19 protein-coding genes are annotated in these 25,080 nt (G+C 62.2%); 12 read left to right on the forward strand and 7 right to left on the reverse strand.

Annotated elements, in window-relative coordinates; translation table 11 throughout:
* Nucleotides 1-293: 293 nt before the first annotated feature.
* Nucleotides 294-1,022 (reverse strand): tetratricopeptide repeat protein, encoded by a 729-nt coding sequence (locus tag BUS42_RS14925; protein WP_254053754.1) that lies wholly within the window; start codon nt 1,020-1,022, stop codon nt 294-296.
* Between the two features lie 565 nt (nt 1,023-1,587).
* On the opposite strand from BUS42_RS14925, the gene BUS42_RS14930 reads away from it, so the two are divergent.
* Nucleotides 1,588-2,961, forward strand: coding sequence for a transposase (locus tag BUS42_RS14930; RefSeq protein ID WP_074307590.1), 1,374 nt, complete (start codon nt 1,588-1,590; stop codon nt 2,959-2,961).
* Nucleotides 2,962-3,003: 42 nt separating this feature from the next.
* Here BUS42_RS14930 and BUS42_RS14935 read toward each other — a convergent pair whose 3' ends face one another.
* Nucleotides 3,004-3,450, reverse strand: coding sequence for a pentapeptide repeat-containing protein (locus BUS42_RS14935; RefSeq protein ID WP_074307591.1), 447 nt, complete (start codon nt 3,448-3,450; stop codon nt 3,004-3,006).
* Nucleotides 3,451-3,746: 296 nt separating this feature from the next.
* On the opposite strand from BUS42_RS14935, the gene BUS42_RS14940 reads away from it, so the two are divergent.
* The 6 genes from BUS42_RS14940 (at nt 3,747) to BUS42_RS14960 (ending at nt 10,349) form a co-directional block, all read left to right on the forward strand.
* Nucleotides 3,747-4,532 carry an amidohydrolase family protein gene (locus BUS42_RS14940; RefSeq protein ID WP_074307592.1) on the forward strand — a complete coding sequence of 262 codons (786 nt, stop codon included), beginning with the start codon at nt 3,747-3,749 and terminating at the stop codon, nt 4,530-4,532.
* Nucleotides 4,529-5,314: an amidohydrolase family protein gene (locus BUS42_RS14945; RefSeq protein WP_074307593.1), complete on the forward strand. Its 786-nt coding sequence runs from the start codon at nt 4,529-4,531 to the stop codon at nt 5,312-5,314. The genes BUS42_RS14940 and BUS42_RS14945 overlap by 4 nt, the downstream gene beginning before the upstream one ends.
* Nucleotides 5,315-5,356: 42 nt before the next feature.
* On the forward strand, nt 5,357-6,679 hold the full coding sequence (locus BUS42_RS14950; RefSeq protein WP_074307594.1) for a DegT/DnrJ/EryC1/StrS family aminotransferase: 1,323 nt from the start codon (nt 5,357-5,359) through the stop codon (nt 6,677-6,679).
* A 331-nt stretch (nt 6,680-7,010) separates the two neighbouring features.
* On the forward strand, nt 7,011-8,255 hold the full coding sequence (locus BUS42_RS14955) for an amidase (RefSeq protein WP_254053521.1): 1,245 nt from the start codon (nt 7,011-7,013) through the stop codon (nt 8,253-8,255).
* A complete protein-coding gene (locus BUS42_RS45125; protein WP_254053522.1) occupies nt 8,204-8,776 on the forward strand; it encodes an amidase family protein in 573 nt (190 codons plus the stop codon). Before BUS42_RS14955 ends, BUS42_RS45125 begins: the two co-directional genes overlap by 52 nt.
* Before the next feature lie 76 nt (nt 8,777-8,852).
* Nucleotides 8,853-10,349 carry a DUF1501 domain-containing protein gene (locus tag BUS42_RS14960; protein WP_074307595.1) on the forward strand — a complete coding sequence of 499 codons (1,497 nt, stop codon included), beginning with the start codon at nt 8,853-8,855 and terminating at the stop codon, nt 10,347-10,349.
* 140 nt (nt 10,350-10,489) lie between these two features.
* Here BUS42_RS14960 and BUS42_RS14965 read toward each other — a convergent pair whose 3' ends face one another.
* A complete protein-coding gene (locus BUS42_RS14965) occupies nt 10,490-11,428 on the reverse strand; it encodes an alpha/beta hydrolase (RefSeq protein WP_159452227.1) in 939 nt (312 codons plus the stop codon).
* Between the two features lie 471 nt (nt 11,429-11,899).
* Nucleotides 11,900-12,814 carry an alpha/beta hydrolase gene (locus BUS42_RS14975; RefSeq protein ID WP_074311074.1) on the reverse strand — a complete coding sequence of 305 codons (915 nt, stop codon included), beginning with the start codon at nt 12,812-12,814 and terminating at the stop codon, nt 11,900-11,902.
* Nucleotides 12,815-13,339: 525 nt separating this feature from the next.
* On the opposite strand from BUS42_RS14975, the gene BUS42_RS14980 reads away from it, so the two are divergent.
* Both BUS42_RS14980 and BUS42_RS14985 read left to right on the forward strand, forming a co-directional pair.
* Nucleotides 13,340-14,989, forward strand: coding sequence for a long-chain fatty acid--CoA ligase (locus BUS42_RS14980; protein WP_074307596.1), 1,650 nt, complete (start codon nt 13,340-13,342; stop codon nt 14,987-14,989).
* A 218-nt stretch (nt 14,990-15,207) separates the two neighbouring features.
* Nucleotides 15,208-15,600 (forward strand): ArsR/SmtB family transcription factor, encoded by a 393-nt coding sequence (locus BUS42_RS14985; protein ID WP_074307597.1) that lies wholly within the window; start codon nt 15,208-15,210, stop codon nt 15,598-15,600.
* A gap of 207 nt (nt 15,601-15,807) precedes the next feature.
* Here the strand turns inward: BUS42_RS14985 and BUS42_RS14990 are convergent, their stop codons facing one another.
* Nucleotides 15,808-16,083 carry a hypothetical protein gene (locus BUS42_RS14990; protein WP_074307598.1) on the reverse strand — a complete coding sequence of 92 codons (276 nt, stop codon included), beginning with the start codon at nt 16,081-16,083 and terminating at the stop codon, nt 15,808-15,810.
* A 727-nt stretch (nt 16,084-16,810) separates the two neighbouring features.
* On the opposite strand from BUS42_RS14990, the gene BUS42_RS14995 reads away from it, so the two are divergent.
* Nucleotides 16,811-18,196, forward strand: coding sequence for a Gfo/Idh/MocA family protein (locus tag BUS42_RS14995; protein WP_074307599.1), 1,386 nt, complete (start codon nt 16,811-16,813; stop codon nt 18,194-18,196).
* Between the two features lie 119 nt (nt 18,197-18,315).
* Here the strand turns inward: BUS42_RS14995 and BUS42_RS15000 are convergent, their stop codons facing one another.
* Nucleotides 18,316-19,824, reverse strand: coding sequence for an Ig-like domain-containing protein (locus BUS42_RS15000; RefSeq protein WP_074307600.1), 1,509 nt, complete (start codon nt 19,822-19,824; stop codon nt 18,316-18,318).
* A 665-nt stretch (nt 19,825-20,489) separates the two neighbouring features.
* Here BUS42_RS15000 and BUS42_RS15005 point away from each other — a divergent pair.
* Entirely contained in the window at nt 20,490-21,020 is a 531-nt protein-coding gene (locus BUS42_RS15005) for a hypothetical protein (RefSeq protein ID WP_074307601.1), read from the forward strand.
* Between the two features lie 285 nt (nt 21,021-21,305).
* Nucleotides 21,306-22,631, forward strand: a complete 1,326-nt coding sequence (locus tag BUS42_RS15010) for a PHP domain-containing protein (protein ID WP_254053523.1) — start codon at nt 21,306-21,308, stop codon at nt 22,629-22,631.
* Nucleotides 22,632-23,142: 511 nt separating this feature from the next.
* Here BUS42_RS15010 and BUS42_RS15015 read toward each other — a convergent pair.
* On the reverse strand, nt 23,143-24,252 hold the full coding sequence (locus BUS42_RS15015) for a DUF1559 domain-containing protein (RefSeq protein WP_074307603.1): 1,110 nt from the start codon (nt 24,250-24,252) through the stop codon (nt 23,143-23,145).
* Between the last annotated feature and the right edge of the window lie 828 nt (nt 24,253-25,080).

Below are 25,080 nucleotides of genomic sequence, written 5' to 3' on the forward strand. Positions count from 1 at the left end.
AAACCGCCGCCATCGCGCCGGGATGGCCCGTTATACCAACAGCCTGCGAACCGCCACAAGCATGGCGAGCTATGACACGATCATAGCGCAAACGCAGCCATTCGAAAACGATCTCCACTATCGGGAACTCCTCCGATCCTGGCCACCCCCAAACGCGGGATGAGCCGCCAGAATGGGGGAAAAGGCCTGCCAGACGACGCGGACCGTCGGGGACGGCATTCCCACGGAGGACCGTGGGAACGAGGGTGAATCCTCGCTCCATGGCGGGTCGTTGACTTTTATAGACTGGGCGGTTATCGCCCCATTTGCTTTTCACGGATCGCCTTGATCCGTTTTTCAACCGACCGCGCCTCCGAGTATCGTTTGGTTCTTCGAAGCAAACTCGCGTGAAATTCCAAAGGGGTGATGAGATCAGGATGATCGGAAGCCCACACATTCTCCCAGATCGATATCACCCGCTGCTGGAGTCGCTCAGCCTCGGAGAAGTTGCCCCGCGCCTGGTAATACGAGGCCAGATTGGTGAGACTGATCGCGACTTCAGAATGATCGGCTCCCAGCACTTTTTCGCGGACCGCCAGGGCTTGTTGAAATAACGGTTCGGCCTCCTCGAACCGCCCTTGATCGAGGTAGAGGATCGCCAAATTGGAGCGGCACCCCGCCACCTCCTCGCTCTCAGCTCCCAGCGTCTTCTCCCAAAGGCTCAACGCCCGCTGGTAGAGTGGTTCTGCTTCCCCAGGCTTGCCCAATTCGTCATTGAGAAGCGCGAAGCGATGAAGGGCCTCGGCCACGTCCTGACTTTCCGGTCCCTTGAACCTGGCCCAAGCGTCCAAATGTCGTTGGTGGGCATCGAGGGAAACCCGGTTCGCCTTCTCTAACTGCACAACCCGATCTTTGAGCCGTTCCATTTGCTCCTGATGGCCCATGAAAAGAAAAAGGATGCCCACGACCAGGAGCCAGGCCAGCGGTTTCCCAGCCTCCGAGCTAAGAGCATAACCCGCCAGCCCAAGGGCCCCGAACACCATGAGCAATCGAGCAGCAATCCATTTGCATTTGAGATCTCTTGGCGTGAGCTTTTGCCTATCCATTTTCGTAACCTCAAATCACAAATTTTATTTATTTAAATTCCATGTTTAATTGATTTGCTCACGAAAGATCATGCCTCTCGTCTTCGGGTTGAATCCCTCGGGGAAGCGTGTTCGTGAGTCATACAAGGCCCCTTCCAAGAGGGCTGTTTTCAGGTCCGTCTCGCTAAAGTTGGTTCCTTGAACGCTAAGCCGTTGGTCTCGGTTTCCTTTGATTTTCTGATGGGTGACCTCGGGGATGCAAAGCCCACTGGGTGCCACGGGTTGTACCCAACCCGTGAGCGATTACCCAGGTTTTTGGCTCACGGGTTGAGTACAACCCGTGGCACCCAACGTCAGTAACTCGGCGTCGTCAACAACGGATGTAACTCTCACCGGACCAGAGAATTACTGCCGCTCCGTGGCTGCGGTTCGTTCGAGAGAAGGGGGGGCAAAAAATCGCCGTTCTTCGTCATGATGGGTGCGGCTAGCAACCGGCACTCACCTGGATTGAGGAAGAACGGCGATGAAGGCAGCTCGGACGCTGCAAGGCTTGCAGCAACCGCAGTCGTTGATCGGCTATGTCCGACAGTTTCTCACCCCGACGGTCTGGAAGCAAGCCCGAGGGGTTGTTCCTCAAAGGCGGTCGGCGCCGCGGTGGGATCTCCAGCCACTGGTCGTGGTCATGCTCGCCATGACCTGGGCCACCGGCGACTCCGAGTCCGAGAGGTTTGAGAAGGCCCGGGGATACTACGTCGCCTGCCATGAGTCGCGAAGACGCCCGGGAAAGACCCTCGTCGGCTTCCAGAAAGCGATGCGACGCGTCCCCATGCGACAACTCAGGGCGTTGGCCGCGGGGGTTCGGCAACAGATCCACGCCCGACTGGGGTCGCGGCGGATTGTCGACGGCTTCGAGCCGATGGGCTGCGACGGCTCGCGGATCGAGTGCCCCCGCACCCCCGAGTTGGAACGGGGACTCGGGCAGGCCGGCAAGAACGACGCGGCCCCCAACGTCTGGCTGACGGCGTTCGTCCACTTGCCCACGGGACTGCTTTGGTCGTGGCGACTCGGCCCGGGCACCGCGGCCGAGCAAGAGCATTTGAGGCACTTGCTCGCCACCCTCTCGCCCGAGGCCCTGATCGTCTGCGACGCCGCTTATATGGGCTTCGATCTGGTCCGGGCGATCCTCGGTGTCAAGCGATCGTTCCTGTTCCGGATGTCGTCGCGGGTCGACCTCTACACCCTCGAAGTGGCGAACCTGGAGGATTGGACCGAAGGCCCTGTCTTGTACTGGCCGAACTATGTCCAGAAGAAAGGGGAAGCGCCGATCCAATGCCGCTTGATCCGGATCCCGGCCAAGGGCAAGGGTAAGGGGTCGGTCAAACGCGACGTCTGGCTCCTGACCGACGTCCTCGACCCAGCCCGGATGTCGGCGGCGACGGCCGCCAAATTCTACCGCTGGAGATGGCGTAATGAAGGACTATTTCGCACATACAAGCGTATAATCAATAAATTGAAACTCGCTAGCCGCACGGTGGCCTTGGTGCATCGCGAGGCCGAGTTGTCACTGCTGGCCACGCAGATCCTCCTGGCGCATGCCGACCTGGCGCTTCGGCCGGCGTCGGCGTCGGCGTCGGCGACCGATGGCCCAGTGATCAGCCCCCGCAAAGTTCTGATCGAGATCCGCAAGGAGATCGACGCGGCCGTGAAACCCAAGGCCAAGTGTTACCACAAGCGACTCGCGGGCTGCCGCGCCGGGTGCCGGAAGCAGAAGAGCCCGAAAGCCACACGCAAGTGGCCTCGTCGCAAACCGCATAAGCCGCCGAAACCGCCTGTGCTCCACACCCTGACTCAGGAACAGAAAGCCTTGCTAAACAAGCACATGAGTGCAGTAGGATGAGGCATCAGTAATCGACGTTGCGTGGCACCCAGGCTTTGCACATCATTCGATGTTATGGAAGACCATGTCCACCTGCTTAGTCGAGCCATTGAGGTTGTCTCTGCCGAAGTTGGCCTGCTCAAGGCTTGCTCCCGTAAAGTCGGCTTCCTGCAAGTCCGCCCCTCGAAAATCCGCTCCGGTCAGATCGGCGCCGCGAAACGACGCCTGGAACCCCAGAGCCCAGTAGAGGTCAGCACCTCTCATGTTTGTATTATCGCATTTTGCGGACATCAAAAATGCTCCGGACATCAAAGCATCCACGAGGCATGCGTCCGACAAATCCGCCTCATCAAAGTTGGCACCTATAAGTATCGCGCTCGTCAGGTTCGCGCCGACGAGGAATTCATGAGCGAAATGGGCATCGGACAGCTTGAGGCCCGAGAGCTCGGCCCGTTCCAGATTCCCTTCGCGTTCGAGGAGAACCCTGCCTCCTGAGGTCGTAATCCGCATGGAATCACCTCGGCACGACTCCAGTTTCTTGTCGGCCGACGGTATGACCTTCCCGATTATCCTCGGAGGGTCGGCTTCAGCCTGCCAAAATCTCGAAAAAGAGGGAGGCAGACTGTAGCCGACCCTCCAAGAGCGAAAGTACCGCTTCGTACGATCGGGCAGCGCCTCCTCGGCATGGATTTGTCGTTCTTTTTCTTGTAAGGGTAGGCATCGCTTCGTACGATCGGACAGCGCCGCATCGGTGACTGTACGCCCTCGTCTGCCTGGGAACAATCGACGACTACAAAGGAGAACCTGTGGAGGTCTGGGATCTACACTGCCATCTCTCCGGGGTTCCCGGCCGGACACCCGATGAGCGCATGGTTCAGCTCATCAAGTACGCCGACCGGATGGGGATTGCCCGAATTTGCGTCTACATGGGGATGAACTGGTCGTACGACCCCTCCCCCGACGATTTCCGCAAGCAGAACGACGAAGTCCTCCAGGCGTTGAGTCACTGGCACCACCGGGCGTTCGGGTTTGTCTATCTCAACCCGAAACACGTCAAGGAGAGCCTCGCCGAGCTCGACCGTTGCGTGCGCGACGGCCCCATGGTCGGCGTCAAGCTCTGGGTGGCGCAGCATGCGGACGCCCCGGAGTTGGATCCGATCGTCGAGCGAGCGGCGGAGCTCAACGCCGTTATTTTTCAGCATACCTGGATCAAAGCCACGGGAAACCTCCCGGGAGAGTCGACTCCGATGGATCTCGCGGCCCTGGCAGGTCGGCATCCCAAGGCCACGCTGATCTGCGGGCATACCGGGGGGGATTGGGAATTGGGAATCCGGGCCATCCGGGCGCGACCGAATGTGGCGGCGGACCTGGCTGGCGGAGACCCGGTGGCCGGGATCACCGAAATGGCGGTGCGCGAGCTCGGCGCGGAGCGCGTGATCTACGGCAGCGACGCCGGTGGACGGAGCTTTGCGTCGCAACTCGCCAAGGTGCATGGGGCCGACATTCCTGATGCGGCCAAGAAACTGATTCTCGCGGGCAACCTCAAGCGGCTGCTCGGGCCGATCCTCCAGGCGAAGGGGGTCCGACTGTGACGCCTCGTATCATCGACGCCAACGTGAATCTCTCGCGCTGGCCAACCCGCCGCGTGCCTCACGATGACCCGGCCCGGCTCGTGGCGACACTGAGCGGCCAGGGCGTGGTCGAGGCCTGGGCCGGCAGCTATGACGGCCTGCTCCACAAGGATCTGGCCAGCGTTAACGCGCGCCTGGCCCACGAGTGTCGTGCCCAGTCCGGCATCCGCCTCGTTCCGTTTGGGTCGGTCAATCCAGCCCAGCCCGACTGGGAAGAGGATCTCCGGCGATGCGTGGAGGAGCACGGGATGCCGGGGATCCGGCTCCACCCGAACTACCACGGGTATGCACTCGACCACCCGGCGTTCGCCCAACTCCTCGCGCTGGCGACCAAGCGCAACCTGGTGGTCGCGCTCTGCCTCCAGATGGAGGACGAACGGATGATGCACCACGCATTCCGGGTCGCCCCGGTCAACCCGGCCCCGCTCGTGGCGGTGATCGAAACGATTCCAGGCATTCGTCTGCTCTTGCTGAACTCACTGAGCGTCATTCGCGGGCCAGCGCTTCAAAAGGTGGTCAGGGCCGGCGACGTCTCGGTGGATCTCTCCTCACGTGAAGGTGCCGGTGGCGTGGCGAGCCTGCTCGAGGAGGTGCCCGTCGATCGTGTTCTCTTCGGGTCCCATGCGCCTTACCTCTACTTCGAGTCGGCCCTCCTGAAACTCAAAGAGTCGGACCTGACCCCGGCTCAATTGCGGGCGATCCAGGAGCAAAACGCGCGGCAATTGATTCCCGCGGCGCGTTGAACCGACGAGTCCACAACAAAACATCTGAACAGGATTTCTGCCATGACACCCAAGAATCCTTTCTCTCGCCGCCAGTTCCTCGCCGCGACCTCGGGTGCCATGGGGGCCGCCAAGCTATACGGTCAGGAAGAGGCGACCCCATCCGAGCGACTCGCGTTGCAAGGAGGGCCAAAGGCCGTGCAAGGGGCCATGCCCAAGCATGTCCGCTGGGGCGAGCCCGAACGCGAGCAGATGAATGCCCTCATCGATCAAGCGAACATGTTCTATTGGAAGGGGCCGCAGACGACCTTGCTGATCGATCGGTTCCGGCAGACCTGCCCGCTTGAGCACGTGATGACCTGCTCGTCCGGCACCGCGGCCTTGCACATCGCCGTCGCGGCGGCCGGGATCGAGCCGGGGGACGAGGTCATCACCAGCCCGATCTCCGACATTGGCACCGTGATCGGCACCATCTACCAGCAGGCCGTCCCCGTCTTCGCCGACCTGGGGCGGAACACGTACAACCTCGATCCCGAAGACGTGGCGCAGCGGATCACGCCCAAGACCAAGGCGATCATCGCCGTTCACCTGGCCGGCAACCCGTGCGACATGCACGCCCTGAAAACGTTGGCCGACCAGCACAACCTGGTCCTCATCGAGGACTGCGCCCAGGCCTGGGGGGCCAAATTCCGCGGCAAGCCGATCGGCACGGTCGGACATATCGGCTGCTTCTCACTGCAAGCCGCCAAGCACGTCACCAGCGGCGAAGGGGGCGTGGTCGCCTCGAGCGACCCCCGGTTCGGCCCGCTCCTCCAGCGGTTCGGCGACAAAGGAATGGACCGACTCGCCAAAGGGGGCCTGTTCGAGGTCTTCGCCACGAATTACCGGATGAGCGAGCCGCAAGCCGGATTCGCCGCCGCCCAGCTCACGCGGGTGGAAGGGATCGCGGAGAAGCGTTCACAGCTCGGCAATCGGCTCAACGCCAAGCTCGCCGGCGCTCCCGGAATCGAGCCCCACCAGATCCATGCCGACGACCGCTCGACATACTGGTTCTTGATGTTCCGCCTCCGGCCCGAAGCCTTCAAGTGCGATCGAGCCGAATTCGTCAAGGCCCTGGCCGCGGAAGGCGTTCCCGCCTCGGCGGGATACATTCCCGTGCCGCTCTACGGCAACCCTGTCTTCCAGAAACATGGCTTCTTCGCCGGCCGCTGGCCCGTGAAAGAGCTCGGCCTGACCACGATGGACTACGCCAAGGTCTCCTGCCCCGAAGCGGAAGCGATCCTCAAGACTGGCGTCCGGATCACGATTCACGAGGGGATGAGCGAGGACTACGTCCTGAGCCTGGCCGCGGCCGTCCAAAAAGTGGCAACCCACTACGCCGTTTGAAACAGCGAACAAGATCGCGAGGTCACGCCCAGAGGATGAGGTGCTTCCCAGCAGAGAAGACTTAGCCACGAATGAATTCAATGACACGAATGAACGCCAACGAAACTCAACATGTTTTTTGGCAATTTGAATCCCCAGTCATTGCTTCCATTCGTGTCATTCGTGTTATTCGTGGTCAAAATCTTCAATTCTTTCTTTGAGTTCGTCCGATGGCGCACACCATCCGGCGAGAGCTTGCCCATTTTTTCGATCGGGCGCCAGGCGATCCGGAAAGTACAAATCCATGAGTCGCGTACCGCACTTCTCCCACCTCGGACGAAACGAGACCTCCATGCCCCACGAGACCCCAAGTGTCCCAGGTCGTTCCTCAGAAGCGACTGCGAGGAACTCCAACGACATCCGTGAAGGATCGACCCGACGGGCGACATTGAAAGCCCTGGCGGCACTCGGGATCGGCACGGCCACGTTCCGTCGCGCCCTGGCGGTCCAGGCTGACGAGGCGGGAAAAGTCTCGCCGGAGATGATCAAGCAGGCCGAGTGGATCGCCGGCCTGGAGCTGACCGACGAAGAGCGCAAGACCGCGGCCCGCTCAGTGCAGAGAAGCCTCGACGCGTTCAAAACGCTCCGCGCGGTCGAGGTCGACTACGACGTCCCGCCGGCCCTCTCGTTCGTGCCGGCCCCGGGGCTTCGCCCTTCCGAAGGGGTCCGCCGCAACCAGGCCAGTCCGACCGAATGGCAGGCTCCCAAACGTCCCGATTCCGACGAGGCTCTGGCGTTCCTACCGGTGACGGAACTCTCGGCCTTGCTCCGCACCCGGCAAGTCAGCGCGACCGAGCTGACGACTCTCTACATCGACCGGCTCAAACGGTTCGACCCCCTCTTGAAGTGCGTGGTCACGCTGACTGAAGCACTCGCATTGAAGCAAGCGGCCAAGGCCGACGCCGAGCTGGCTGCCGGGATTTATCGCGGGCCCTTGCACGGGATCCCGTGGGGAGCCAAGGACCTGATCGCCTATCCGGGCTATCCGACGAGTTGGGGGGCGACTCCGTTCAAGGATCGCGTGATCGATGAGAAGGCCACCGTGGCCGCGCGGTTGGAGGAGGCGGGGGCGGTGCTCGTCGCCAAGCTCACGCTCGGAGCCCTCGCCCAGGGAGACCGCTGGTTCGGCGGCATGACGCGCAGCCCTTGGGACCCGCGCCGCGGGTCGAGCGGCTCGTCGGCCGGGTCCGCCGCTTCGGTCGCGGCCGGCCTGGTCGGGTTCGCAATCGGCAGCGAGACGCTCGGGAGCATCGTTTCCCCGTGCAAGGCCTGTGGCGCATCGGGGCTGCGCCCGACGTTCGGGAGGGTCAGCCGGCATGGCTGTATGTCCCTCTCCTGGTCGATGGATAAGCTCGGCCCGATCGCCCGCTCGATGGAAGACTGTGCCTTGGTGCTCGACGCGATCCACGGGTTCGACGGCCTCGACCCGAGCGCCGTCGATCATCCGTTCGCCTGGCCCCCCGAGTGGCCCTCCGCGGGCTCAAGGTGGGGTACTTCGAGAAGTCCGACCGCCCCGTCGACAAACGCGAGGACCTGAAAATTCTCCGCGAACTGGGCGTCACCCTGGTTCCGATCGCGCTGCCCGACGACTATCCCGCCTCGGCCGTCTCACTGATGCTTCGTACCGAGGCGGCCGCCGTGTTCGACGAACTGACCCGTAAACATGTCACGGAAGGTCTGAACACCTGGCCGGCCGCGTTTATCCAGGGGCAGTTCACCCCCGCGGTCGAGTACCTCCGCGCCGCCCGGGTCCGCTCGCTCCTGATGCGATCGATGGCGCGACTGATGGAGACCGTCGACCTCTACGTCGGTGATGGCGAAGACCTCGAGATCACCAACCTGACCGGCCACCCGACCGCCGTCCTGCCCGACACGTTCGCGAGTCGCCAGGGGCGCGACGCCCCCGGCTCGATCACGTTCACCGGCCGCCTCTACGGCGAAACGACCTTGCTGGCCGTGGCCAACGCCTATCAGCAGGCTGCGGGACACCACCTCAAACGCCCCCCTTTGGAGCGTTTCCTGGCCGAGGAGACCACGGTGACCAAGGCCGAGAACTGACGGTATTGCTTGTCCCGACTCCCCGCCGACGCTACGATCGAGCGAGTCGATCCAGGATCCCCGAGGGAACTTACCGATGACGGTGTCCAAACACTCAGGCGATCCGAGCTGCGGTCGAACCCCCCGGCGCGCCTTCCTCGCCGACCTCGGGTTCGGTTTCACTGGCCTGGTCCTCAGCGCCATGCTCAATCGCGACGGCGTCACCCGCGCCGAGGAGATCGGCGGCGGTTGGGCTCCGCCCAACGGTCTGCCGCATTTTGCCCCCAAGGCCAAGAATGTCATCTGGCTCTTCATGGTGGGCGGGGTCAGCCACGTCGAAGGGTTCGACCCCAAGCCGAGCCTGACCAAGTACGCCGGCAAGACGATCGCCGAGACGCCGCTGAACAGCGTGCTCGACTCGCCGTACAACAAGAAGAACCTCCGCGAGTTCGTCGCCGGCAACCATGCCATCCAGCCCAAGATCTATCCGCTCCAGAACGGGTTCCGCAAGCGGGGCCAGAGCGGGATCGAGGTCAGCGACTGGTGGTCGAACGTCGGCGGCTGTATCGACGACATCGCCGTCGTCCGCTCGATGTGGACGACCGACAACGACCACGGCGCCCAGCTCCAGTTCCACACCGGCCGGCACGCGCTTGAAGGCCCGTTCCCGACCATCGGCTCGTGGATTCACTACGGACTCGGCTCGTTGAACGACGACCTGCCCAGCTTCGTGGTCCTCGGCGATCCCCTGGCCGACTGCTGCGGCGGCATGGCGGGGCACGGCGGCAGCTACCTCGGCCCCGAGCATGACGGGGTCCGCCTGGAAGCCAACCCCGACGATCCCCTCCCGTTCGCCTCGCCCGGGCCGGAGATCTACCGCGAAGAGCAGGCGCAAGAGTTTGCGCTGCTCGGTCGGCTCAACCAGATGTCCGCCGTGCGCTATCCGGACGATCCTGCCTTGCGGGCCCGGATCCGGTCGTATGAACTGGCGGCCCGGATGCAGTTGGCGGTTCCCGAGGTCGTCCGGTTCGACAACGAACGTCCCGAAACCCAGGCCCTCTACGGCCTCGACCAGGACGCCACCCGGCCGTTCGGTCGCCAGTGCCTGGCCGCGCGACGGATGGTCGAGCGCGGCGTCCGGTTCGTTCAGATCTTCCACGGCGCCAATGGCGGCGCCGGGGCGTGGGACGCGCACAGCAACCTCCGCGCCGGCCATACCCAGCTCTGCGGCCAGGTCGACGCCCCGATCGCCGGCTTGATCAAAGACTTGAAGAGGCGAGGACTGCTCGACGAAACCCTGGTCGTCTGGGCGAGCGAGTTCGGCCGCACCCCCGGCGCCCAAGGGGCCGACGGCCGCGACCATCACCCCTTCGGATTCTCGGTCTGGCTCGCCGGCGGCGGAATCAAAGGGGGCGTCGTCCACGGCGCCACTGATGAGCTCGGCTTCCACGCCGTCGAAAATCGCCACTACGTCACCGACATCCACGCCACCGTCATGCATCAACTCGGCCTCGACCCCCGGCGCCTCGAAGTCCCCGGCCAGAAACGGCTCGAGATCGACCTCGGCAAACCGATCCGCGAGATCCTCGCCTGAGCCAACCGCGGCCGTCATCGTCGGTCCAACGATTCCCGTTGGGGTAGCCGTGCCCACCCAACGGGAAATCGCAAATTACCGATAAAGACATCACGGGTTCGACATAGCTTCAACAACCCTGTGCGAGACGAGGATCAGAATCACGTCGTCCCAGGTTTGAGCGAGTGAACGAAGTCGATCAGCGAACGGCGATAGCGCGTGCCGTCCGTCTCGAGGAAATTGAGATGGCCGGCCTTCTCGAACAGGATCAGCCGGCCGTGAGACTTCACGCGGCGGTGGAGCGCCTTGGCTTCCTGAGGACGTGCTTTACGGTCGGCTCCCCCCGCAAGGATCAGGACGGGTACGTCGGGTGGGATGCCTTCAATGGACTTGACCGGCGAAATCGCGTCCAAGTCGGGAAGGACGACGTAAGAGGCGAGCAGAAGGCCCTGGTAGGCGACCCAATCCAGGAGCGGCGGCAGCGCAGTTTCGGTGCGGTTCCGCACGGCTCTCCTCAAATGCTCATAGGGACTTTCCAGAATATAACCGCTGACCCGATGAGCGAGTTCTCCGGACGCGAAGATCGCCGCCGCCGCGCCCATCGAGGTTCCGAGCACGACCACCGGCCGGCCTGGCCGACGTCGCTCGAGGAAATCGACAGCGGCGACCACGTCGTGGCGAGCGCTGAGGCCAATATCATTGATCTGCCCCGTGGAGTCACCGTGAGCCCGGAGCGTGATCAAAAGCACCGAGCAGCCTTCGGCCGCAAAGATCTGAGCCCGATCGAGGCAGTTCCCGCGGCGGCCTCCGTTGCCGTGCAGCAGCAGGACCGAAGCCGCTTCCTCCTTCCCCTCCGCATACCAGGCCCCGAGCTTCTGTCCGTCTCGAGTCGAGAGCCGGGTCGACTCGAACGCTCCCCAGGCCACGGTCGGGGCCGGCTCGGCGAAGGGAGCGCGACGACGCCGGGTCAGTCGATGGGCCACCACCAGGGAACCGACCAGCCAGATCAGAACCACGACCGCGAGAAGCCACGAACAATGTTTGATACGTTTGGGGGTGATCCTCTGCGTGACGAACAGCGTCGACCGAAACTCCCTCACGATCACAACCTCCCTTTGTTTTGATCTCGATCTCCGATCGAGACATCCTCAGTCGATACCAGGCGCTGAGCGGCGAAGTTTCCGGTCGAGTTCAATCACTCCGGCCCCGACGGTATGATGGGAGAGCGACACGGACCAAGGAGACCCAAAAGATGTTGGAGGCCGTGCCACCTCGTCGATTTCGGCTCAATTTGCGATCGTTGATGATCGCGGTTGCAGGCTGTGCTCTCCTGCTTTACCCGCTCTCCCGAGCGATTCGCGGGTGGGAGCAGGTCAGGCAAGCGCAATTGCGGGCGGTTCAAGAGGCGAAACTCGCCCGCGAGCTCGGTCGAAAGTCCAAGGCGGAGGCGCTCCGGTTGATGCACCTTGCCCGGGCGAGAACACAGTCGTCTCGCCCTGGAACCGAGGGCGAGACGTCAGCACACAGCGGGCCCTGATGACCGCAACCGCGACCAAGGGCAAACATTCTCATCAACGCGTCTTATCCGCCTTGAGGATCCCCTGGGCACGGAGCCAATCCTCGCACCGTTGCGGCCAGGTGGAACTGGGGTGTTCGCTCGGCCGCATGCCGAAGCCGTGGCCTCCCGTGGCATAGAGGTGCATCTCGGCCGGCACGCCGGCCCGTTTCAGGGCGAGATAGAGCTGGACGCTGTTCTCCGGGCTCACGTTATCGTTGCTGGCATGGACCAGGAACATCGGCGGCGTCAGCGAGGTCACGCGAATCTCGGGCGTCAGCTCGCTTGCCCCCTTCTTGATGACTCCCCCCGAATAGATCAGGGCCGCGAAATCAGGGCGGCAATCGACGCGATCGACCGCGTCGATTGGTTCGTAGCCGCGCTGATCGGCATTGGTCGCGGCCCAGGCGCCAAGGTGCCCGCCGGCGGAGAAGCCGAGGATGCCGATTCGCTTCGCGTCGATCCCCCAGTCGGCGGCATTGCTGCGAATCAGGCTCAGGGCACGCTGGGCGTCCATGAGCGCCTGCGGAGGAGGCTGACTGTCCGGGGTGCCCTCCCTGCGCGGAACCCGATACTTGAGCAAGGCTGCCGTGACCCCGATCTCATTGAGCCAACGCGCCACCTGCTCCCCTTCGTGGTCCCAGGCCAGGTTCCGATACCCGCCCCCCGGGCAAACGAGGATCGCGACCCCGCTGTTCTTTGACGCCTCCGGCCGGTAGAGCGTAATCGTCGGCTTCGTCACGTTGGTCAGGCTCGTGACGGTCGTCCCATCGGCCTTCTTCTTGGCCTGCTCCTCACCGATCGAACCGACCTCTCCGGGTGCGGGGCCCGGCCAGACGTCGAGCGTTCGAGGCGCTTGGGCTTCGAAAGCGATCGCCATCGAGGTGCCGAGCGTGAGGATCAATCCCAGGCCCATGGCTTGAATCTTCATGAGGTCTGTCCTTTCTGGTTGGTTGGCAAGCGCGACCTTCACCCACGGATCGACCTCGAACGATAACCGACCCCACGCCAGCCGCCAAGCGGTGAGGCTCAAGCCTCTCCGATGGCGGACCCGCCCGCCAGGGAAGACGACGCGGTGCGTCGCAGACGGCATTCCCACGCAGAGCGTGGGAACGAGATCCCGGGATCCTTGCGACAGTCTCGCGAAAACCGAGAGCCCCCTCCTGGGACCGCAACCGCACCGCCTGTCCGTAATCCATTTTCACAATCAATCATTTAGACATTCCACATTTTCTACAATTCCAAATCCATTAACGTTAAAAACCATCAAACTTCATGAATAAGGCTTCCAAGTGCCGTGGAACCGGCCCGGCAAAAGAGCCACTTGGGCCGAGTCGAGAAGCCACGATTGTTTTCCGCTGTCGGATAGCATCCGGGCCACCGCCCGATTATCCTCACACATCCGTTGCATGAATCGCTTTGACTGTCGTCAAGAAACCGACCTCGGAGATGCGTGATGAACGGCCTGATGATGGATTGTCCTCTGGTCATCTCGGGCATCTTGAAGCGAGCGGCTCGCTACTTCCCCGAGAAGGAGATCGTCAGCCGGTTCGAGGATGAATCGATCCACCGCTCGAACTACGGCCAGTTGCACGCGCGGGTGGTCCGGCTCATGAATGTGCTGCGTGACCTCGGAATCAAGCCGGGAGACCGGGTCGCCACCTTTTCCTGGAACCACCGTCGCCACCTCGAGCTTTACTTTGCCGTTCCTTGCCTCGGGGCGGTCCTCCATACGGTCAACCTCCGGCTCCATCGCGACCAACTTCGATACATTTTCAACCACGCGCAAGATCGCGTCATCTTCGCGGACCGCGCCCTGGCGGGCCTGCTCGCGGGTCTGCAACCCGAGTTGCCGTCGGTCGAACGCTACATCCTCATGGACGAGCGCGGCCCCGAGCCGGCCGACTTGCCTACCCCCTGGGTGGACTACGAGCAATTGATGGAGGCCGCCAGCGACCACGAAGCGTTCCCCCAATTCGACGAGAACACGGCCGCTGGGCTCTGCTACACTTCGGGAACGACCGGCGAACCCAAGGGGGTGCTCTACAGCCATCGCTCAACCTACCTGCACGCGATGGCCGGATGCATGGTCGATTGCTCGGCCGTCAGCGAGCGCGAGGTCGTGCTCCCGGTCGTGCCAATGTTTCATGTCAACGCCTGGGGCCTCCCCTACTCCAGCGCCCTGGCCGGGGCGACGCAGGTTTTTCCCGGTCCGCTCGTGCTCGACCGCCCGCTCGCCGAGCTTCTCGAGGCCGAGCAGGTCACCATCGCCGTCGGCATCCCCCTCATCTGGAACCGGCTCTACCAATACCTCAAAGAGAACCGGCACAACCTCTCGCGGTTACACACCCTGTTCGTCGGCGGAGCCGCCGCCCCTCGGACCTTGATCGAGGGATTCGCGCAGGATTTTGGGATCAACGTCGTTCAAGGCTGGGGGATGACCGAGACCTCCCCCGTCGGCACGATGTCTCGGCTCAAGTCGGCCATGGTCGGCTGGACCGAAACCGAACGGCTCCAGGTCCAGGTCAAGCAAGGCATCCCTGTCGTCACGTTCGAGGCCCGAATACTCGATGACACCGGCCTGGATCTTCCCTGGGACGGCCAGCACGTGGGCGAGTTGGTCGTGCAAGGCCCCTGGGTCGCCAGCGCATACTATGAGAATCCGGAAGCCGATGCCTCCTTCACCTCCGACGGCTGGTTCCGAACCGGGGACATGGCGACGATGGATGAGCGGGGCTACATGCAAATCGCCGACCGCAAGAAAGATCTGATCAAACGCAAAGGGGAATGGATTTCCAGCGTCGACATGGAAAACGAGGCCCTGGCGCATCCGGGGGTCCTCGAGGCCGCGGTGGTGGGCCGGCCCGACGATGCGTGCGACGAGTTGCCGGTCCTTTTCTTAGTCATGCGCAACGAACTCGCAGCGCCGGTGGATCCCGAGGATGTCATCGCCCTGCTCGGCCGCAAGTTCGCCCGTTGGCAACTCCCCAAACCCGAGGATGTCCATCTCGTGACGGTGCTACCCAAAACGAGCATCGGCAAGATCGACAAGAAAGCGATCCGGCTGTTGCTCCCCTGCCCACCGCTCGAGACCCAACCAACCTGAGCCCCCCGCAGTCAGCGCCCCGACAAATTCGCGCGAACCTCAACCGTCACGAGCGGGCTCGCGCACGCACGCGTCCCATGGCTCATGACCATGAAATCCTTCGCACACAGTTAATCTCAATCTTTCTCCAAAGAATCTGCTTTTTCGGTATGACTTCTGCTGCTCCCTTTCGCACTGCGTGCTATTCACCAACAACGAAGGGGAGTCGCTGAGACATCATGGCAAAGTCCGTCAAGCGAGAGGGAGAGTCCCGCAACGGGTCAACCGAGGCGAATCGGGTCTTCGAAGACGCGATCCGGGAACTGGTTCAAGTGTCCCGGCTGCTCGGAGATGAGACGCGACTCCGGATCCTTTTTTACCTGGTCCAGAACCAGGAACTTCACGTCACCGACCTGTGCACCCGGCTCGGCCAGAGCCAGCCCGCCGTGAGCCACCACCTGGCGCTCCTGCGCGTCTCCGGCCTCATCGAGGCGCGCCGGGAAGCCAAGCATAACTTTTATAGCGTCCGCACCGAGGCGTTCGGCGACTTACTGCTCACCCTCTTCTCCGCCCTCGGCGAGACTCCCAAGAAGGTCAAGTTCCACGACTTCACCCTCACCTACCAGGGCTGATTCCCTCGCGCGGCTCCACGTCGATCTCCCTCGCCACTCGGCTGCACCCGAGTTGGTCTCACGGGGGAGTCCGCCCTGGAGCCTTGTCGGGGAGAATCGAGTGCGACCGACCCCCAAAAAAACGAAGATGGCCGGGAACCACCCAAGCGGCCCGGCCGTGACAACCTTTGATTATTTAAGAGCCTGAGGCCTGGTCGGTCGACCCGATCACGGACCGTGCTCGGTATTCTTGATTGCCAGGAGTAACTGCTTCGCCCGGCGGCGGCACTCCGAGGTGACCTCCCCTTTGGCAAACAAATGCTTAAGTAGCCGCACCGCTTCGTCGAGACAAAGTTTTAACTCGATACTCTCACGCCGTTCCTGACACCAGGCGCGGAAGAGTTCATCATACTCGTCAGGATCGACGGCCGTCGGAACTGCGACCGGGGCGGACGCCCCATCATTGGGAAATGAATCCCAGGAAAGGTCGAAGCGATTTTCCATCGCTCTGGCTCCTTCGCCAACAGGCGGACATCGGCAGCTCGAACTTAAAAACTTACGGACTCACTTAAATCGAAATGATCACAATTCATACCATCCAACGCGAAAATGGTAGGAACGCCGCATCGCGATCCCTCTCCGTCCGATGGTAATCGTTGCAGACAACAGATTGGGATGAACTCGATCCGCTCCGACGTTACCCGTCGAGCCGACCCGCCCCCAACGTGAACAAGCGTGATTGCGTGCGAGTGGTCTCGCACCAGACCAGTCCACTTTCTATTGCGCTTGCATTTTCCAAGTGCCACCCGAAACTGTCAACAAAAAAATCGAATCTGTGCAAGCTTTTTGACCGACGATCGAGCTAAACAAAGCGATTATGCCAACCTTAGATTTTTAGGACTCGCAGGCCAGGGACGGCCGGCCCCGGCGGCGTCCGGTCGAGGCGGTCCAGCGGCCCTTGGGCAAGCGGTATGCCGAACGATCACGCATCAGCCCACTTGCGGATCGTCGCGGGTTTGTTAGGCTGATGAATAGGCTCGCTCCCCGTGGGCGGGCGAGCGCGACTTTCTGATGATGAGGCAGTCGACGCCCCAGCCTACCCCATGACCGGGAGCCGGCTTCCACGCTGACGATTTGCTGTAGCGGGTCGATCCGTGGCTCCCCCCCTTGATCGCGACTCCTCTCGTGGATTCGCACGAACCCCTGATTTCCCTGCCGAAGGACCCTCTCCATGACCGAACCGAAGGGTGGGACGTCTCGTCGCGAATTCCTCAAGGACACGGGCCGGATAGCGGCCGCGACCTCAGCCCTGGCCGGGATTGCCATCCCCAGCGTGCACGCTGGCGAGAACAATACCATCAAGGTGGCCTTGATCGGCTGCGGCGGACGAGGCACAGGCGCGGCGGCGAACGCCCTGTCGGTCCAGAAGGGACCGATCAAGCTCGTAGCCATGGCCGACGTCTTCCAGGACAAGCTCGACCGCGCTCACGACCAACTCACGAAAGAGTTTGCCGACGCGAGCAAGACCAACACGGTGGACGTCCCTAACGACCGCAAGTTCATCGGATTCGACGCCTACAAGAAGGCGATGGAATGTCTCGAGCCGGGTGACGTGGCGATCATGGCCACCCCCCCCGCCTTCCGCTGGGTCCAGTTCACCGAGGCGATCGCCCGCAACCTCAACGTCTTCATGGAGAAGCCGGTCACCGTCGATGGGCCGAGCACGCGCCGAATGCTTGCCTTGGGCGAGGAATCGGTCAAGAAGAACCTCAAGGTCGGCGTCGGCCTGATGTGCCGTCACTGTGCGGCGCGCACCGAGCTCTTCGACCGGATCAAGAACGGCGAGATCGGCGACGTGCTCACGCTCCGGGCCTACCGCCAGACCGGGCCGGTCGGCACGGCGTTCACCGGCCCCAAGCCCGACGACATCAGCGAGCTGATGTACCAGATCAAGCGGTTCCACGGCTTCCTCTGGGCGAGCGGCGGCTGCTATAGCGACTTCCTGATCCACAACATCGACGAATGCTGCTGGATGAAGGATGCCTGGCCGGTCAGCGCGAAAGGGAGCGGAGCACGCACCTATCGCGAAGACAACATCGATCAGAACTTTGACACCTACTCCGTCGAGTACACCTTCGACGACGGCACCAAGTTCTTCCTCGAAGGTCGGAACATCACCGGCTGCCACCAGGAGTTCGCCAGCTACGCGCACGGCTCGAAGGGCTCGGCGGTGATCTCGACCTCAGGCCACTCGCCCGCCAAGTGCCGGATCTACAAGGGGCAGAAGGTCACCCGCAAAGATCTCGTCTGGTCCGCCCCCCAACCCGAGGCCAACCCGTACCAGCTCGAGTGGGACCACCTGATCGACGCGATCCGGAATGACAAGCCGTACAACGAGGTCAAGCGAGGCGCCGAGGCCAGCCTCGTCACCTCAATGGGCCGGATGGCCTGCCACACCGGTCAGGTCGTCACCTTTGATGAAATGCTCAACTGCGAACATGAGTTCGCCCCGTACGTCGACCAGCTCACGCTCGACTCCCCCGCCCCGCTCCAGAAGGGCCCCAACGGCCTCTACGCCGTGCCCCAGCCGGGGATCGTGAGAAACCGAGAGTTTTGAGCCGCACGCCAGACTCGTTGGCGCGTTCCGCAACGCGAAACCCGCGAACCATCCACCCCCTCGGCCGCGATCCCATGCGGCCGAGGGGGTGAGAGGGACGCGGTCATTTTTTTTGGGGTTCAATGAGCGTCGACGGTGATCGTCCCGATCGTCGTCTTGGGAATGACCAGCACCCGGGGCCATTTCGGGTCAGCGACGGCCACTCCCTTGGCACGGACGTGATACCGTCCGTCCGGCAACGGCCGGCTGGTCAAGGACCACTTACCATCCGCGTCGGCGACCACATCACCAAGGACGATCGGCTGCGATGATGCGCGAGGCGCGGCGCGTAAGCTCAGCCGGGTCCCAGGCGCGGCCGTCCCTTGAAAGGTCGGGGTTCGCACCTGCGTGGCGTCGGAACCCGGTGCGGGCTCACCGCTCAACAAACTCGGGTCGGTAAACGGGGAATTCTCGCCCAGGGTCGGCACGACATGCACCTGATACCAATCCACGACATTCACATATCCCGTATGGCTAATCCCAACCCCGGTTAAGTTGTAGTAGCGGACCGGCGTGTCGCCCTGAACCGGGACCGGCACCTGGCCCCAAAGGTTGTAGATCCCATTATTCGAGCCCTTCGCCGCGGAGATCGGCGTGCGCTGATAGTAGACGTCGGCCGCGTCGACATTGTCCCAGACGACCGGCAACGGATCTTTGGCCTTCTTCTGATAGCCGTCCATGATCCACCGGGCCAGGTCGCCGATCAGCCCCTTTGAGACGCTGTACTGGCGACCGCCGGGGGCGTTGTTATTCGCCGCGTGGGGGTCGAGCAGGGTGGCCTTCATGAAGCCTCGGGCGAGTGACTCCGGCTCGTTCTTCTCCAGGTAGCGGATCGCCACGCTGTTGACCACGGTCCCTTCGCTGTGGCCGATGAAGTGGACGTCGACGGGTTCCCCTGCGGGCGCCTGATTCGCCGCGAGCTCGACGAGCCGGGCCACCCGCGGTCCTTGCTTCGCCGCCGCGCCCGGCGTCCGGCTCTCGGCGACCCAATTATAGGGAATGACCGCGTCGTACCCTTGGGCCTGGAGTGATTTCGCCATCTGGAGCGCCCAGGGCGCCCCGCGATCTTTCCACGACATGGTCTGGAACCCGCCGTGGGTCAGCACGCCGATCGTATACTTCCGGAACGCCACCGTGTTCTCGCCCTCGGCGCCCCCGCTCAGGGCTCGCGATGGGTCGGCGACGGCGAGCACATACGGCTGCTCCGGCGTGGGGGGAAGGCCACCGAGCAACGCGAGCGTGAGCCGGTGGTGCCCCTCCGCCAGCGGCGCGGCCCCCAGGTCGTCGCGAGCCGGCGTGCCCGGCCCGCCGACCATCAAGGTCGCCACCGTCTGGTCGCCTGCATCAAACCGGTCGTCCGACGAACGATAAATGCCCAGCTCGAACGGCTGGCCGTGATCCGCGTTCAACACGTCATATTCGACCGTCACCCCCTGAGAGTCGAGGGTTGAGAGCGAGTCCAAAACGACCGCGGAACCTAACGCCGCCTGCAATTCCCGACGTTCCAGCGCCTCGATGCCCGGCCGGATCGAGCCCACTCGTTTCGAGTGGACTCTGAAGCCCCGACGCATCTTACCATCAGTCTTCATGGAAATGACCCTTCGGAGCGAGAGCCCGGGGCCGGCATCACGCTGAGCAGTACGACGGCCCGCCACAGAGCGCTCATCGACAGGGGGAATCGCCGATCTTGAAAGCAGTTTTCTCGATATCATCACCACTGCCCACCTTAGCGCCAAATCCGGTCAAGTCAATGCGTGGAGCCGTATAAAAACCCTCAACCTCAGAACGATCGTCACGTTGAGGAAAGCTAAAAACCCATTTGGTAATCACTTGGAGAGAGTCAATTCGCTCTAAGTCAGCCCCACGTACCGCCGGCCCACCTGGTCGAATTCCACCCGCCAACCCTTCCAAACGACAACGCGATCTTGCCGTCACGCAGCCGGCACAACCGTCGGGAATCCCACCACAAGCCCAACCGTCGAAATTCGCCGAGACCTTCACTGCTTCCACGACCGTTGCGGCCGGGCGATCACGGTCTGTCGCGTGGGTGAACCGAGGGGAAAGCTCCCCCTGAGCTCAGACGGTTCCGATGGGGAGAATCCTGTCGCGAGCGCGGGCCATCGGGTAATCTCGTTCGCGATGTTGGGTGATTCCAACATGCGCCCGCGTTCATTCAAGGGACTTCTGATGACGCGCGATCGCCGATCGCGGCCCTTGAAGCGGGAAACCGGGCGGTCGGATTCGGAGCAATCGCATGCGACTGTTTTTAGGGATGGTGGCGACGAGCCTGCTGAGCCTCTCGAGCGTGGGGAACGTGGCACACGCTGAGACCAAGGTGGAGATCAAAGGTGTCCACCTCTGCTGTGGCGCCTGCGAAAAGGGTGTGGTCACGGCCTTGAAGGGCCTCGACGGCGTCAGCCAGGTCAGTGACCGCAAGCAGAAGACGGTAACGCTGACCGCCACCAACGACCAGGCCGCGCAAACGGCCATCGACGCCCTGGCGGCGGCCGGCTACCACGGCGACATCGCGAGCAGCACGCTCTCGATCAAGAAAGAAACCAATGTGCCGACCGGCAAGGTCAAAAGCCTTGCGCTGACGAACCTGCACAACTGCTGCAAGTCCTGTGGCAACGCCATCCAGGGAGCGGTCAAGAGCGTCGCCGGCGTCAGCGGCAACACCGTGAAGCCGAAGGAGGCCGACTTCGAGGTGACCGGCGACTTCAACGCCGCCGAGGTGGTCAACGCCCTGAACGCCGCCGGGTTCCACGTCCAGATCAAGCCCTGATCGATCCCGGGAACGAACGGGCCAAAACAGGCTGGACACGATCCACGTCCCGGCGCGAAAAGCAGGGGCCGGGATCGGGGTCGAAGTCTGACCTGAATTCTCCCGATGCCTCCTCAAGATTGGGCGAGGTGGCCCGGACCATGGGATGTCCGAGCCACCGTTTCATAAGATCATTCAATCAAGAACCATGGGAACAGGCCGAGATTGACCTCCCGGTTTTCGCACTGGAATTCGCATATGACTCGTTTTTGCTATTCTGCAATTACCGTTCTCGGACTCACAACTTTGGCATTCGCGGGCGACGGTCAAACGCGACCCAGGCCGAGCGACCTGGTGGTCTCCGACCCGCCCCTCACCTGGTACAAGGGGAACCTCCACACGCACACCCTCTGGAGTGATGGAAACGACTATCCTGAAATGATCGCCGACTGGTATGTCCGGCACGGCTATAACTTTCTCGCCCTCTCCGACCACAACATCCTCAGCCAGGGCCCGAAGTGGGTGAGCGTGGCCAAGGTCAACGCAAAGGCCAAAAACGACGGATTCGCACGCTATCGCGAGCGGTTCGGCGCCTCGTGGGTCGAGACCCGCACGGTCAAAGGCGACCGCCAAGTCCGGCTCAAGCCCCTCAGTGAGTTTCGTGCCCTGCTCGAACAGCCCGGACGATTCTTGATGATCCAGGGGGAAGAGCTGACCGACCACTTCGAGAAAAAGCCAATCCACATGAACGCCAGCAACGTGCTGGAGCTGATCGCGCCCCAGGGGGGAAAAAGCGTCGTGGAGGTGATGAAGAACAACCTGGACGCCATGCAGAAGCAGGGGGAACGGCTGGGCCGGCCCATCTTGGGGCACGTCAACCACCCGAACTTCCAGTATGGGATCACCGGCGAAGAGTTGGCGATGGTGACGAAGGAGCGGTTCTTCGAAGTCTACAACGGCCATCCGGGAGTCAATCACCTGGGCGACGCGACGCATGTGGGGATCGATCGGATGTGGGACATCGTGAACACCCTACGGATCGGCGAGATGAACGAGGCGCCTGTCTCCGGCCTGGGCACCGACGACTCTCACAACTACTTCGGCCAAGCGGAGGCCTCGCCGGGCCGCGGCTGGATCATGGTGCGTTCGCGGCACCTGACACCGGAGTCGATCATCCTCGCGATCGAGTCGCGCGACTTCTACGCCTCCAGCGGCGTCACCTTGCGCGACGTCCGCTATTCGCCCGAGAGCCAGAGCCTGGAACTGGAAATCGAGCCCGATGGCGATGCCCAGTACACCACCGAGTTCGTCGGCACCCTGGAAGGGTATGACCGCACCCGCAAGCCGATGACCGACAAGGCGGGCAAAGACCTCGGAGTGACCCAGCGGTACTCGGACGACGTGGGCCGGGTCCTGGCCACCGTCGAAGGGACCAAGGCCCGCTACGAGTTAACCGGCAACGAACTCTACGTGCGGGCCATCGTCAGCTCGTCGAAACCACCCGAGAACCCCGCGTTCGCCAACCAGGTCGAGCAGGCCTGGACGCAGCCCGTCGGCTGGGAGAAACGGATCGCGGCCGCCGGCACCCCGAAGCCCGCAGGGTCCAAAGCCCAAGAGGACGATCCGCGCTGATGATGGCTCGCTTCTCGGTCTGGAAGATTTCGTCGAACCGTTGGGACAGGCACCACGCGCCATCAGCCAACGAACCGCTCGAACCCGTGTCCCTTCCTTGTGTGTGCACCCCGAAAGTAAACCGCCCTCGCCAAGCTGGCGTCTTGCAACGGCCTCTTGGCTGGGCGGTTCGGGTGGGCTCGACGACGCGCCGGCGGGCGTCGGACCGACCGGCTCTCCCGACGCTATCAGTTTATATCTTGGTTGGTGCCGGATTGGGGGCCATATCGGGCGTGGGATTCGACGGAACGGCAGGCGTGGTGTCGGACGGGATTCCCGGCTGAATACCGCCCGCCGGTCCACAACCAAAGAAGAGACATGCCGCGAGCACGAAAGACCAACGGGTTGCGGTGCGCAACATTGAGGATCACTCTCGGGTTAATGGGAGGAATGCGGGGGGCACGCGTTGACCGCGGATCAGGGCGACCGAGCCCTGAGGACCTCGCCCTCAACAAATCTTGCGGATCGCCCCTCAGTAGGAATCAGCGCTGACGACTTCGCCGCCATCACGGGTGCCAAGTGCCCACCAAGCCTGAAGGTTGACGGAGTCCTTGATGAACCGTACCGAACCATCCGCCAGGGCCATATTGACCCCACCGGAGTGGTTGCTCGTCGGTGGCACGGTCGCAAGCGCTCCACCTTGGCCGGCCCCATTGACAGTGCCGGTATTGCTGCTCGACTCGCACGAGATCGTGTTCGGGGTCCCGAGATGGTTGTAGCGGTTGAAGACGGTCGCCCAAGGGTGGGCGATAATCCAGATCTGCCCGTTGCGATACGAGGTGACCGCCTTGGCGGTCGGCGGCAAAGCCTTACAGCCATTCATGACGGCCAGGGCCCCAGCAACATCGTTGGAATTGATCGTCGCATTCTGATTGGATTGGAACATGGCGCGTTTCGCGTTATTCGTATCGCTTCGGTAGACGGCGGCGTTGTCGGGGACGCCCGTCAGCCGCTCGCTGAACATCGCCGTGTTACTCAGTCCATCAGTCACGGACTCAACCCCGATGGTGTTGATTGGGGAAACTCCGCTCGCGAACGCGCCGGTCTTGAAGGTGGGGCTGATAATCGTCCCCGAGAAGACTCGGATCGCCCCCGAGCCACCAATATTGCCCACATAACTGAGCGTCGCATAGGGGGCCTGCGGCCGCCCCGGCGAGTTCTCGGACGGGCAGAGCAAGCCGGCGAGTTGGTTATAGGTGACCGTGGAGTTGGTGGCCGTCGACCCAGTGGCGTCGGAGAAGGAAAAGCAGAAATTGTACGCGTTGAAAACGGCCTGCTGTTCCATCTGAGGCGCGATACTGAGCGTCCAGCCGTAGCTATACGTGCTGTTGCCGTTGGCTTTGATCCCGTTCACCCCCGTCTGGTTCGAGCCAGAGGGGTACAGATCGCCAAGCGGAAAGACATTGTTCACCGAGATGTAGTTGTGGGTGGCCAAACCGATTTGCTTGAGGTTGTTGATACATTGGGAACGGCGGGCCGCCTCCCGCGCCGCCTGAACCGCCGGCAAGAGCAAGGCAATCAGAACGGCAATGATCGCGATGACGACCAACAATTCGATCAATGTGAATCCACGCCGGCGCATTCGATGCTCCTTGACAAAGGAATCGATCGTGACACAAACAGATAATGATGCCACTATAATTGAATTAACAATATCGGCATCATTCAATTTGATTTAGCGCATGAGGCGCAAACGAGCACGCAAGAGACAGGGAGTCTCCAGATCGCGAACGCCCCGATTCATCTTCTGAAATTATTGGCGGTCAAGCAGTCGCGATTCTATCAAATCAGCGATTGCTGCGCCTAGATTGCCAACTGCCAACAGGCACGATTCTATCAAATTGGCGATTGCCACACAAAAATGGATGAGTGGTATCAGGCAGTCCGTCGCTTTTTAAATTTGATTGAGTCGCAGTCCCACGTGGACGGAAACCCGCAAATCGTTGTCGATCACTAAGGAACGGGACGTAAATCACTTCCCGAGTCTAACCCCACGAAGGTAGGCCGGGGCGAGACCTACAGCGGTTTACCGTCGAGTGGCGCACGCTCTCGCCGGTTTCAGCCCCAAAGGGGCGGCCCAAGGTAGCCCGGGGCAACGCACCGGGAAATCGACACGTTTAAATAGCATAGCCCTGTAAGGGCGGCCTAGTTCGAGCGGCGGACTTGCGATGTAGGTCGTTCTGATATAACCTTTTAAGTCGCCCTTTCAGGGCTGCTAAGCGTCGTGGTTGAACCCCCAGGGCGTTGCCCTGGGCTTCCTTGGACCGCCCCGTTGGGGCTGAATTTAAACCAAATAGCCCGAGGCGTATTCAAGACATAAGCTTGTTTTGCAGTTTTAGATTCTCATATAAGTATTAACGGCGTAGCGGGGCATGTCCGTGAATCGTTCTGAAATCGGGAAGTGATTTGC

The organism is Singulisphaera sp. GP187, from assembly GCF_900129635.1.
Lineage (GTDB): Bacteria > Planctomycetota > Planctomycetia > Isosphaerales > Isosphaeraceae > Singulisphaera.